Source organism: Streptococcus sanguinis (assembly GCF_050223295.1).
Classification (GTDB): Bacteria; Bacillota; Bacilli; order Lactobacillales; family Streptococcaceae; genus Streptococcus; species Streptococcus sanguinis_X.
On record NZ_CP071424.1, the window covers coordinates 797,367 to 809,810 of the forward strand.

The following is a 12,444-nucleotide window of genomic DNA, read 5'->3' on the forward strand; positions in this document are numbered from 1 at the left end:
GCCTATGTTAAAATCTATTTTTTACTTGATTCGACACTTTCCAGAGCAAGTTTTTCTCTTTGTTTTTAACTCAGGAATCTTTGTCTGGCTATGGAAAAGCGGCAATGAGATTGCCAACCAGCTAGGAGTGACAGCGGCTTGGGAAAATCATGTTCCGGCGCCCATTCAGGTCTTCTTCGGTCAGAATATTGAGGCGGTTCAGGAATTTTTTCACAATTCCGCCTTTATGTGGTTAGTTGGATCCATGATTATCCTTTTGGCTATTCGTCTGATCAAGGGAATGATTAAATTTATTGTCTTTGCGGTTCTGATTTTACTGGGAATTTATCTGATTTTGCAGAATCAATCTATTCTCAATAGTTTTATGTAAGGCAGTCAGCTATGGCTGTCTTTTTTCTTTTGGGGAGCTGAGTTCGCTTTCTCTTGAATTCTGATAGCTGTGCTTCTGGAAATCTGCTATAATGGTCTTATGATTATTTTACAAGCAAGCAAGATTGAGCGCTCTTTTGCAGGGGAGCTTCTTTTTGACAATATTAACCTGCAGGTGGATGAGGGTGATCGGATTGCCCTCGTCGGTAAAAATGGAGCTGGGAAGTCAACCCTGCTCAAGATTTTGGTGGGCGAGGAAGAGCCTGCGTCTGGTCAGATCAATAAAAAACGAGACTTGTCCCTGTCCTATCTGGCTCAGGACAGCCGCTTTGAGTCGGAGAATACTATCTACGACGAGATGCTGCTGGTCTTTGATAGTCTGCGTCAGCAAGAGAAGCGCTTACGGCAGATGGAGCTGCAAATGGGAGAATTGTCAGGGGAAGACCTGACTGCTCTCATGACCCAGTATGATCAGCTGTCAGAGGACTTTCGCCAGAAAGGCGGTTTTACCTACGAGGCCGATATTCGAGCGATTTTGAATGGCTTCAAGTTTGACCAGTCCATGTGGCAGATGAAGATTTCTGAGTTGTCGGGCGGGCAGAATACCCGTCTGGCTCTGGCTAAGATGCTCTTGGAAAAGCCAGAGCTGCTGGTCTTGGACGAGCCGACCAATCACTTGGATATCGAGACCATTGCCTGGCTGGAGACTTACTTGATTAACTACAGCGGTGCCCTGATCATCGTCAGCCACGACCGCTATTTCTTAGACAAGGTTGCAACTATCACGCTGGATTTGACCAAGCATTCCTTGGATCGCTATGTGGGTAATTATTCTAGCTTTGTGGTCCAAAAGGAGCAGAAGCTGGCTACTGAAGCCAAGAACTATGAAAAGCAGCAGAAAGAAATCGCTGCGCTGGAGGACTTTGTCAATCGTAATCTAGTTCGGGCTTCCACTACCAAGCGGGCTCAGTCCCGTCGTAAGCAGCTGGAAAAGATGGAGCGTTTGGACAGGCCGGAGACCAGCAGTCACTCGGCTAATATGACCTTCAAATCCGATAAGGTTTCGGGCAATGTTGTTCTGACCTTGGAAGATGCAGCTATTGGCTACGACGAGGAAGTTCTGTCGGAGCCGATTAACCTTGACATTCGCAAGTTTAATGCGGTAGCCATTGTCGGGCCAAATGGGATTGGAAAGACGACCTTGATTAAATCACTAATCGGACAAGTGCCCTTCATCAGAGGCAAGGAGCAGCTGGGGGCTAATGTGGAAGTGGGCTACTATGACCAGACCCAGAGCAAACTGACTCCCAGCAATACGGTTCTCGATGAGCTATGGAATGACTTCAAGCTGACGCCAGAGGTCGAAATTCGCAATCGCTTAGGCGCTTTCCTCTTCTCGGGAGACGATGTCAAGAAGTCTGTCGGCATGCTATCGGGTGGAGAGCGGGCGCGACTGCTTCTAGCCAAGCTGTCTATGGAAAACAACAACTTTCTCATCCTAGACGAGCCGACCAACCACCTGGACATTGACAGCAAGGAAGTGCTGGAAAATGCCCTGATTGACTTTGACGGCACCCTGCTCTTTGTCAGCCATGACCGTTACTTTATCAATCGCGTGGCAACCCAGATTATTGAGCTCTCTGAAACAGGCTCCACCCTTTATCTGGGTGATTATGACTACTATCTGGAGAAAAAGGCAGAGCAGGAAGCCTTGCGTGAGGAGACGGAGCAGGTTGATTTAGATAAGCCTGCCCCTGCCAATGACTATCAGCTTCAAAAGGAAAACCAGAAAGAACAGCGCCGGCTGGCCCGCCGCCTAGAGCAATTGGAAGCGCAAATCGAGGACTTGGACAGTCAGATCAGTCAGCTTCAGGAAGCCATGCAGGCCACTAATGACGCCGGCGAACTCATGGAGAGCCAGCAGCAAATCGACCAGCTGACTGCTGCCCAAGAAGAAGCTATGTTAGAATGGGAAGAACTGGCGGAGAAGGTGTAGTATTTTTAGGGGCAGTCAGTCCGCCCGCTTTGAAAGGAGCTACTGATGACGACAGAAAACGATTGGTTTATGCGGCAGATCAAGGGAGCGGCCAATATGCTTGGTTCGGCTCTGCGCCTAACAATCCAGCATTTAGATCTGGGGCAGTTTGAAGATGAGCAAGGCCGGCAGCTTGATGGAGCTGATTATTTGCAAGAGCTGCTGGAAAGCGAGCATTTTGCAGAGGCTGCTGATTTCGTTCAGGCCAAGATGAAGCGCCTGCCTTTCCATCAATATGAGATACTGGCGGACCAGTTCTTGCTTTATCTGGCCAGTCTAGAAGCCCCAGCAAAAGACCGGAATGGCTTGGATGAAGCCTATTTACAGGATTTGGAAAAGCAACTGAAAGAATTTAAGTGGTAAACAAATGGAAGATTTAGGCAAAGTTTTTCGTGATTTTCGTTTAAATGGACATTATTCATTGAAGGAAGCGGCGGGTCAGGTTTGCTCGACTTCTCAGCTGTCTCGTTTTGAGCTGGGTGAGTCGGACATGACCCTCTCGAAATTTTTAGATCTCTTAGATAATATTCATGTGACCCTTGAAAATTTTATAGACAAGGCACGGAATTTCCAGCAGCATGAGCACGTGGCTATGATGGGGCAGATTATCCCTCTTTACTACTCAAATGACATCAAGGGATTTCAAGACTTGCAAGCGGAGCAGTTGGAAAAGGCCAAGGCCAGCAAGGCGCCTCTTTACTATGAACTGAATTGGATTTTGATGCAGGGCTTGATTTGCCAGCGTGACAGTCAGTTTTGTATGCAGCAGGAAGATTTGGATAAGGTGGCCGATTATCTCTTTCAAGTGGAAGATTGGACCATGTACGAGCTTATCCTCTTTGGCAATCTCTATAGTTTCTATGATGTGGACTACGTCTACCGTCTGGGCAAGGAAGTCATGGAGCGGGAGGACTACTACAAAGAAATTGGTCGCCATAAGAAATTAGTCTTGATTCTAGCTCTCAATTGTTATCAGCATTGTTTGGAAGGTCGTTCTTTTGACAAGGCTAGCTGTTTTGAGGCTTACGTAGAGAAAATCATTGGCAAGGACATCAAACTCTATGAACGCAATGTGTTCCTCTATCTCAAGGGTTTTGCGGCTTATCAGAAGGGACAGAAGAAGCAGGGAATCAAGCAAATGCAGGAAGCCATGCACATATTTGAAGTGCTGGAACTACCTGAGCAAGTCGCCTATTATCAAGAGCATTTCGATAAGTTTGTAAAAGCATAATTTCCCAAATATGGGAAAAATAAAGAACCTCCCTCCATTCCTGATACAATAGTTTCAGAAATGGAAGGAGGTATTTTTATGAATCGAAATGCAGCACAGCTGATTACACGGGCTGCTATTAATAAAATTGGAAATATGCTCTATGACTATGGAAACAGCATCTGGCTTGCTTCTTTGGGAGCTCTGGGACAGACGGTCTTGGGCATTTATCAGATATCAGAGCTAGTCACTTCCATCTTATTCAATCCTTTTGGGGGAGCTATTACGGACCGCTTTTCCAGACGTAAGGTGCTGATGGTAACGGACTTGATTTGTGCTGGACTTTGTCTGCTGATTTCTTTTATTTCTAATGACCAGCTCATGATTGGGGCGCTGATTTTTGCTAATGTGGTCCAGGCTATAGCCTTTGCTTTTTCTAGGCCAGCTAATAAGTCTTATATTACCGAAATTGTAGACAAGGAAGACATTGTAACCTACAATTCTCATCTGGAATTGGCCTTGCAGGTTATCAGTGTCTCAGCCCCAGTTTTATCTTTTATCGTGATGCAGTATGCAAATCTGCGCATGACTCTTCAGCTGGATGCCCTTAGTTTCTTTCTAGCTTTTGCCTTGGTTTACTTTCTGCCTAATCATGAGCCAAGCAAGCAGAAGTCTCCCATCAATCTTGGCAATATCCTGAGAGATATCAAGGAAGGGCTAGTTTATATCCGTCAGCAAAAAGAAATCTTCTTTCTGCTCTTGGTAGCTTCCGCCGTCAACTTTTTCTTTGCGGCCTTTAATTACCTACTGCCTTTTACCAATCAGCTCTACGGCAAGACCGGCTCTTATGCAACTATTTTGAGTTTGGGAGCTGTAGGCTCAATCGTTGGAGCTATTCTAGCCAGCAAGGTTAAGGCCAGTATGGAAAATCTTCTTGTAGCTCTGCTATTGACTGGTGTTGGAGTCCTGGTCATGGGCATCTCTGCCTTGCTACCGGTTCATCCATATTTCTCCTATTCTGGTAATCTTATCTGTGAGCTCTTTATGACTGTGTTCAATATTCATTTCTTCAGCCAGGTTCAGACCAGGGTGGACAAGCAGTACCTAGGACGAGTTTTCTCAACGATCTACACGCTGGCAATTCTTTTCATGCCTCCTGCGACTTTTCTGATGACTCTTCTGCCGAGTGTCCGCACCCTTTCCTTTCTCCTGATTGGTTTCGGAGTGATGGGATTGGCTTTGATTTCCTACCTTTATCAAAAGAGAATACAAACAAACTAGGCTGGAGTGATTTCCAACCTAGTTTTCTGTATGGGAATTTTTAAGTGCTTCTTTGGTTTTTTTAAGTTCTTTTTTCAGCGAGAAATTTTTTAACATGCTGATGAGAAAGGTCGTGACAGAGCCGAGGAGCACTGAGACCAAAATCAATATGATTAAGGGAAGTTTGAAGCTGAACAAGATAAAGCTAACATTGACGCTCTGCATATTGGCCAAGGAAATACCGGCAACCAATAAAACGGTAATTAAAAGCAGAATATAATGCAATTTTTCTTTCATAGTGATTCTCCTGTTTGTCTATTCAAACTCAGCCTTGCTTTTGATATCTCCGTATTCTTCTGGGATTTCTTGGGCAAGGATATCTTCATAAGCAGCCAGTTTAATATCTGATCCATACTTATTCTTCAGAGCTGTGGTCACCAGACGGTAGGCCAAATTCGCATTGCGAGACAAGATAGGGCCATGGAAGTAGGAGCCAAAGACATTTTTATAATGAACGCCTTCGCAACCATCCTCTTGGTTGTTGCCATTTCCATAGACGACTTTGCCCAGAGGTTTTTCATCGTCAGCGAGGAAAGTCCGTCCTTGGTGATTTTCAAAGCCGTAGTAGGTTTCATCGAATTCTTCGTTATGAATCTTGATGTCACCGATATAGCGATTATTGGTCTGGTTGAGGGTATAGTGACCCATGATGCCCAGACCTTCGATTCGTCGGCCAGAAGCTTCTATATAGTATTGGCCTAAGAGTTGGAAACCACCGCAGATAGCTAGCACAACGCCATTTTCATTGATAAAACTTTCCAAAGCTTCTTTTTTAGACGGCAAGTCACGAGCCACAATCGTTTGCTCATAGTCTTGACCTCCGCCAAAGAAGACGATGTCGTAGCTGTCCTTGTCAAAGTCATCTTCTAGAGAGACGATATCGACTTTAACCCTAGCGCCTAGCTTTTCAGCCACATACTTGAGCATGAGGACATTGCCGTTGTCGCCGTAGGTATTCATGAGATTGCCATAGAGATGAGCAATCTTTATATCATAGCAATAGTCCTGGTTTTCAGGAGAAGTGAGGGATCTGTATACCATTAGTTCATCTCCTTTCTGACCACTTGTCGTTCTGCCAGCAACTCGCGGAATTCCAGCATGGCAGTATAAGTTGCTAAGATATAGGCATGCTTGGTTTCTTGCTGTTCAATGGTCTTAAACACTGCTTCCAAATCCTTGACTTCGGTAATCTGATCTGCTGGATAGCCCGTAACCCGCAGTCGACGAGCAATCTCAGAGTGGCGGACACCGCCTGCAATGACATGAGGAATCTCCATGTCTAGAATTTTCTCAAAGTCAGCATCCCAAATCCAGCTGGTATCAATGCCGTCCGCATAGTTGGCATTAAGGAGGACGGACAAACTAAAGTCAAAGGGCGCAAGTCCAATCATATCTAAAGCTTGGGTCGCACCGACTGGATTTTTAATCAAGACCAAGGTACATTCCTTATCGCCGATTTTAAAAGTTTCCTGACGGCCAAAGACAGCTCGGCTCTTGTCAAAGCCAGCCTTGATAGTAGCCGGCTCGACACCAAAGAATTGAGCTACTGATACAGCGGCCAAGGCATTGTAGATATTATAAAGGCCTCCGATATTGATTTGATAGTCTTGACCATCAATGGTAAAGGCCGAGCGGTTATGCTCAAGCGTTTTGAGAGCGGTCAGGCTGTAGTCAAGCTTAGGACGCTTGAAGCCACAGTCCTCACAGGTATAAGCTCCCAGATTGGCATAAGTGTTGAGCTCATACTTGAGGATATGCTCGCACTTGGGACAGAGGATGCCTTCTGTATTGTAATGAGCAAGCTGAGCCTGTCCTTTCTCGGTATCAAATCCATAGTAGCGGACAGGATTCTTCAGGCTGACCGAGTTAAAGAGAGGACTGTCCCCATTCATCAGTACAGTTGCTTCTGGCACTTTAGCTGCAGCATCCAGAATCATCTGGTAGGTCGTGTAAATCTCACCATAGCGGTCCATCTGGTCGCGGAAAATATTGGTAAAGACGAAGAGGCTAGGCTTGATATAATCACAAATCCGAGATAGGCTGGCTTCATCGATTTCCAGCACAGCGATTTTCTTACCAGATTTGCCTTTTTTAGCAGTCAGGAAGGTTGTCGTAATCCCCGTAATCATGTTGGCACCGCTGGGATTGGTCACCACTTCTCCGAAGGCTTCCTTGAGAATGCCTACTGTCAGAGCTGTAGTCAGAGTTTTCCCATTGGTTCCGGTAATAACCACGACCTCATAGTTCTTTGCTAGATTTTGTAAAATATTCTTATCAAATGTCAGGGCAACTTTCCCCGGCAGAGTCGAGCCGCGTCCCATTTTGCTGAGAACAAAGTGGGAGGACTTGCCTGCCAAGAGGCCCAAGGCTGTATTTATCTTCATAAGAAATATTTTATCATAAAAAAGTAAAGAAGGTTACAGAAAAATATTGACAAACGTGATATAATGGGTTGGTAAGTCTTTAAGCATTAAGACCCACTGTAAAATAAAAAGAGAGAAGTTAATTGAGTAAACTCTAATTACAAGATAAAATCAGGCTGTGACTAGATTTAATAAGTTCGATTTGTTGCTACAGCTGTTTGACTTTGCTTGTAGAGGAGTAGGAAGTCTAAGTATGAATTTTCAACAACTAACCAATCTCCAATATTGGGCCAGTTTGTTTTCGGACCCTTGGAGGATTGTAATTAATATTATTGACGTCGCTATCGTCGCATGGATTTTATATTATCTAATCAAGGCCATTGCCGGTACCAAGATTATGATTCTGGTCCGCGGGGTGCTCTTCTTTATCTTGGCACAGTTTTTTGCCAATATCATCGGCTTGACCACCATTTCTTGGTTGATTAATCAGGTCATCACTTACGGGGTTATTGCGGCTGTGGTGATTTTCTCGCCTGAGATTCGGGCAGGATTGGAAAAGCTGGGTCGAGCAACAGATATTTTTTCTACAACGCCCATCAGTAACGAAGAAAAAATGGTTCAAGCCTTTGTCAAGTCTGTTGCCTATATGAGTCCGCGGAAAATCGGGGCTTTGGTGGCCATTCAGGGAACCCGCACCTTGCAGGAGTACATTGCAACAGGAATCCCCTTGGATGCAGATGTATCCGGAGAGCTGCTAATCAACATTTTTATCCCAAATACGCCATTGCACGATGGAGCTGTCATCATAAAAAACAATAAGATTGCGGCTTCCTGTGCCTACCTGCCTCTGACAGAAAGCAGCGGCATCTCTAAAGAGTTTGGAACCCGGCACCGCGCAGCTATTGGCCTGTCTGAAGTATCCGATGCGTTTACTTTTGTCGTTTCAGAAGAAACCGGCGGGATTTCCACTACGCACAATGGGATTTTCAAGCATGATTTGACTTTGGATGAGTTTGAGATAGAGCTGAGAAAGGTCTTCTTATCAGAGCAGGACAAGCCAGCGGATTTGAAAAAACGCTTCATGGGAGGATGGAAGAAATGAAAAAACGTAAAAAAATTCTTTATATCATCTCTTCGTTTTTCTTTGCCCTAGTACTTTTTGTCTATGCAACCTCAAGCAGTTATCAAAACAATACTGGAGTTCGACAGGTCACATCTGAAACATATACCAATACGGTTTCCAATGTGCCGATTGATATCAAATATGACAGCGAGAATTACTTTATCAGCGGCTTTACTTCTGAAGTTTCCGTTGCCTTGACAGGCTCCAACCGTGTCAATCTAGCCAGTGAAATGCAGGAAAGCACTCGGAAATTTAGAGTCGTTGCTGATCTTTCCAAGGCTACAGAAGGAACAGTAGAGATTCCGCTAAAGGTTGAAAACCTGCCAAGCGGTCTGACTGCTACAGTCACTCCGCAGAAGATTTCTGTTAAGATTGGTAAAAAGGCCAGCAAGAAGGTTGAAGTCCGCTACCTCATCACTGACAGCCAGGTGGCTGAAAATGTGTCTATCAGTGGTGTGACCTTGGAAAATAAGGAAGCTACAGTAACCAGTGACGAGGAGACCCTGTCTAAGATTGAATATGTCGTAGCTATTCTCCCGACCAATGTCATTATCACCGGCAACTATAGCGGGACAGCGCCGTTGCAGGCGGTTGATGGTCAGGGAAATGTCATGCCAAGCGTGGTGACACCATTTGAAACGACTATGCGTGTCAACACTAAAACAGCAGACAGCTCAGGCTCGTCCTCCTCTAACAGTAGCTCAAATACGAGCTCATCAAATAAAAACTAAATAAAATTTTGAAAATAAACTTGGATGAATTTAGCCTGCCTGATTTGCAGCCTAAATCTTTACATTCAGGTCTTATGAAAGGAAACTATTTATAATGGGTAAATACTTTGGAACCGATGGTGTTCGCGGAGAAGCAAATGTGGAATTAACGCCGGAATTGGCCTTTAAACTCGGTCGCTTTGGTGGTTATGTTCTGAGCCAGCACGAAAGTGAAGTTCCTCGGGTCTTTGTTGGCCGGGATACTCGAATTTCAGGAGAAATGCTGGAAAGCGCCTTGGTTGCAGGACTTTTGTCCGTTGGGATTCATGTCTATAAGCTGGGTGTCATTGCAACGCCTGGTGTAGCTTATTTGGTCAAGTCAGAGAAGGCCAGCGCCGGAGTCATGATTTCTGCCAGCCACAATCCAGCTTTGGATAATGGTATCAAATTCTTTGGTGGTGACGGCTATAAGCTGGATGATGAGCGTGAGTTGGAAATCGAAGCTTTGCTGGATGCAGCAGAAGATACTTTGCCACGTCCAAGCGCAGAAGGATTGGGTGACTTGGTGGACTATCCAGAAGGACTGCGCAAGTACCAACAATACTTGGTTTCAACTGGCTTAGAACTAGAAGGAATGCATGTAGCTTTAGATACGGCCAACGGTGCGGCTTCAACCAGCGCCCGTCAGATTTTTGCAGACCTTGGAGCACAGTTGACGATTATCGGAGAAAATCCAGACGGCCTCAATATCAATCTGAATGTCGGGTCTACACATCCAGAAGCTTTGCAGGAAGTTGTTCGTGAGTCTGGTGCAGCTATTGGTCTGGCCTTTGATGGAGATAGCGACCGCCTCATTGCCGTGGATGAAAATGGTGAGCTGGTAGACGGTGACAAGATTATGTACATCATCGGTAAGTACCTGTCTGAGAAAGGCGAGCTGGCGCAGAATACCATTGTTACGACTGTCATGTCCAACCTAGGCTTCCATAAGGCTTTGGATCGCGAAGGTATTCAAAAGGCTGTGACAGCAGTTGGTGACCGCTATGTAGTAGAGGAAATGCGCAAGAATGGTTATAATCTTGGTGGCGAGCAGTCAGGACATGTGATCATCATGGACTACAATACGACAGGTGACGGTCAGCTTTCAGCTGTGCAATTGACCAAGGTCATGCAGGAAACAGGTAAGAAACTATCCGAATTGGCCGCTGAAGTAACCATCTATCCGCAGAAACTAGTCAATATCCGTGTGGAAAACAGCATGAAGGATAAGGCGATGGAAGTTCCACCTATTAAGACGGTCATTGAGAAAATGGAAGCTGAAATGGCCGGCAATGGCCGGATTTTGGTTCGTCCGAGCGGAACAGAGCCTCTGCTGAGGGTCATGGCTGAAGCACCAACTGACGAAGAAGTAAATTATTATGTAGATACCATTGCTAATGTTGTTCGAGATGAAATTGGAATTGAGTAATAAAACGTAAAGAAACTGAGACACAACGTCTTGGTTTTTTTACATTGTTATGAATTTTTAAACACTACGAATAAAAATGTTGATAAATTGCAATACTCTTGGTATAATAAGCTACGAAAGGAGAAAAAGATGAAAAATAAAAATACAATTATTTTTAAAATTCTTATCTTATTAACAGCTATTGTTACAGGTTTAGGTTTTGCTGCTCGAACTCAGGCTTCTGAAGTAACTGAATACAGCCAGCAAACCAGCATTACTAAGGATGGTGAGTCATTAACAAGTGACTCAACTGTTAAGACTAATGAAACCTTGTCTGTAACAACCAACTTCACATTTCCTGCGGCTCAAACGATCGCTGAAGGAGATACCCTGACTTTTAAACTTCCGGAAGAGTTAAGTCTGATTACTGCCTTAAACTTCGATGTCTATGATGTTGTTAATCATACGGGAGAGTTAGTCGGTACAGCTCAAACTGACCCGGCGACTCAGTCAGTTACAGTGACTTTCAGTAACTACTTTACAAACTATACCCAAAAGAAAGAGCTATCTTTGGGCTTTAACGTTCGCATCAATAACGAAAAAGTCAAAGAAACAGGTCCTGTTTCCTTCAAATTTGGCCAGACAAACTTTTCTTTCCAATACCAGAAAGAAGAAGGAACTGCTGGTGAGTATGAAATGAAATATGGCTACCAGGACAGCACTGATCCGAGTATTGTTAAATGGCGTATTATCCTGAATGCAAGACAGGACATGCTTCGTAACATGGTAATTTCAGACACCTTTGGTGATGGTCTGACACTGGTTCCTGGTACGCTGCGGGCTGTCCGCTATGCTCCTGTAGAAGGTGGTATCCGCAATGAAGCTCATATCCTGACTCTGCCTGTAGTTGATAACTTTACTAACAAAGCAGTCCTAACCCAAAACGCTAATGGCGATGCTAACGGTTTTACCATCAACTTTGGTGATAACTATAACTGGCCAATGTACATCGAGTACTCTACTCGCGTACCAGAAGGTACAAAAGTGGGCGATGTGGTTAATAACAAGTTATCTTGGACAGCAAAAGGCTTCCCAGAACGCACTATTACTAAGTCAGTCCGCTTGGAAGAGGGCTCTGGTAAAGGAAGCGCTGTGCTAGCAAAAGATGTGAAGATTCAGGCACAGAAAAAACTTGTTAATAAAGTGTTAGAGAAGGGTCAATTTACTTTTGGTCTCTTTGACGAAAACGGTGTTTTACTTCAAACAGCTACCAATGAAGCTGATGGTTCTATCAATTTCAAAGCCTTGAACTATAATGCAGCTGGTACTTACCGCTACAGCATTAAGGAAATCCCAGGAAATGATCCTAATTACGTCTATGATGACAAGGAAGCACAGCTGACAGTTACTGTAACAGATGTTAATGGTGAGCTTTTGGGCTCTGTCAAGTATGACTTGGATCCAGTCTTTACAAATACTTATAGAGGTAATGATCCAGGTAAGTCAGTTCAGCCGCCAACTCCTGGCAATAACAACAATCCAAACAACAACCCAAATAATAATCCAAACAATAATCCAAATAACACTCCAGGCAATGGTAACAATACCCCTGGTAACAGTTCCGACAATCCAAAGGGTGGAACAGACAATCCAGGGAATGGAAATAACAATTCAAACAATGGTACCAATGATCCGGGTGCTGCAGGAGGCAACAAAAAAGTTCTGCCTAAGACTGGTCAAGAAACTACACTTTGGCTGTCAGTTGCAGGTTTGGCAATCTTAGTTGGCTTTGGAAGCTATGTCTTTCTTCAAAAAAAGACTAGATAAGATTCAAAGGTTTTAAGAGTTTTCTCTTAAAACCTTTTTG

12 protein-coding genes are annotated in these 12,444 nt (G+C 44.4%); 9 read left to right on the plus strand and 3 right to left on the minus strand.

Annotated features, from left to right (window positions below; translation table 11 throughout):
* Nucleotides 1-4: 4 nt before the first annotated feature.
* The 5 genes from J1C77_RS04110 to J1C77_RS04130 all read left to right on the plus strand — a co-directional run bounded on the left by J1C77_RS04110 (nucleotide 5) and on the right by J1C77_RS04130 (nucleotide 4,895).
* Complete coding sequence (locus tag J1C77_RS04110; protein WP_002921757.1) at nucleotides 5-370, plus strand: hypothetical protein; 366 nt, start codon at nucleotides 5-7, stop codon at nucleotides 368-370.
* Nucleotides 371-469: 99 nt separating this feature from the next.
* Nucleotides 470-2,365: an ABC-F family ATP-binding cassette domain-containing protein gene (locus tag J1C77_RS04115; protein WP_042762939.1), complete on the plus strand. Its 1,896-nt coding sequence runs from the start codon at nucleotides 470-472 to the stop codon at nucleotides 2,363-2,365.
* A 45-nt stretch (nucleotides 2,366-2,410) separates the two neighbouring features.
* Nucleotides 2,411-2,767, plus strand: a complete 357-nt coding sequence (locus tag J1C77_RS04120; RefSeq protein WP_002921752.1) for a hypothetical protein — start codon at nucleotides 2,411-2,413, stop codon at nucleotides 2,765-2,767.
* A gap of 4 nt (nucleotides 2,768-2,771) precedes the next feature.
* On the plus strand, nucleotides 2,772-3,635 hold the full coding sequence (locus J1C77_RS04125) for an XRE/MutR family transcriptional regulator (protein ID WP_002921751.1): 864 nt from the start codon (nucleotides 2,772-2,774) through the stop codon (nucleotides 3,633-3,635).
* Nucleotides 3,636-3,713: 78 nt separating this feature from the next.
* Complete coding sequence (locus J1C77_RS04130) at nucleotides 3,714-4,895, plus strand: MFS transporter (RefSeq protein WP_042762937.1); 1,182 nt, start codon at nucleotides 3,714-3,716, stop codon at nucleotides 4,893-4,895.
* Nucleotides 4,896-4,913: 18 nt separating this feature from the next.
* Here the strand turns inward: J1C77_RS04130 and J1C77_RS04135 are convergent, their stop codons facing one another.
* The 3 genes from J1C77_RS04135 to murT are packed head-to-tail and all read right to left on the minus strand — an operon-like array spanning nucleotide 4,914 to nucleotide 7,318.
* On the minus strand, nucleotides 4,914-5,171 hold the full coding sequence (locus J1C77_RS04135) for a LapA family protein (protein WP_002895980.1): 258 nt from the start codon (nucleotides 5,169-5,171) through the stop codon (nucleotides 4,914-4,916).
* An 18-nt stretch (nucleotides 5,172-5,189) separates the two neighbouring features.
* Entirely contained in the window at nucleotides 5,190-5,975 is a 786-nt protein-coding gene (gene gatD, locus J1C77_RS04140) for a lipid II isoglutaminyl synthase subunit GatD (RefSeq protein WP_002921749.1), read from the minus strand.
* Nucleotides 5,975-7,318 carry a lipid II isoglutaminyl synthase subunit MurT gene (gene murT / locus J1C77_RS04145; protein ID WP_002921748.1) on the minus strand — a complete coding sequence of 448 codons (1,344 nt, stop codon included), beginning with the start codon at nucleotides 7,316-7,318 and terminating at the stop codon, nucleotides 5,975-5,977. Before murT ends, gatD begins: the two co-directional genes overlap by 1 nt.
* A gap of 232 nt (nucleotides 7,319-7,550) precedes the next feature.
* Here murT and cdaA point away from each other — a divergent pair, with 232 nt between their 5' ends.
* From cdaA to J1C77_RS04165, 4 genes are all read left to right on the plus strand, one after another.
* The gene (gene cdaA, locus J1C77_RS04150) at nucleotides 7,551-8,399 is read left to right on the plus strand and encodes a diadenylate cyclase CdaA (protein ID WP_042762935.1); all 849 of its coding nucleotides are present in this window, start codon (nucleotides 7,551-7,553) and stop codon (nucleotides 8,397-8,399) included.
* The gene (locus tag J1C77_RS04155) at nucleotides 8,387-9,151 is read left to right on the plus strand and encodes a CdaR family protein (protein ID WP_002921744.1); all 765 of its coding nucleotides are present in this window, start codon (nucleotides 8,387-8,389) and stop codon (nucleotides 9,149-9,151) included. Before cdaA ends, J1C77_RS04155 begins: the two co-directional genes overlap by 13 nt.
* A gap of 94 nt (nucleotides 9,152-9,245) precedes the next feature.
* Complete coding sequence (glmM, locus tag J1C77_RS04160) at nucleotides 9,246-10,598, plus strand: phosphoglucosamine mutase (protein ID WP_002921743.1); 1,353 nt, start codon at nucleotides 9,246-9,248, stop codon at nucleotides 10,596-10,598.
* A 129-nt stretch (nucleotides 10,599-10,727) separates the two neighbouring features.
* Nucleotides 10,728-12,404, plus strand: a complete 1,677-nt coding sequence (locus J1C77_RS04165; RefSeq protein ID WP_087941934.1) for an Ig-like domain-containing protein — start codon at nucleotides 10,728-10,730, stop codon at nucleotides 12,402-12,404.
* Nucleotides 12,405-12,444: the final 40 nt, after the last annotated feature.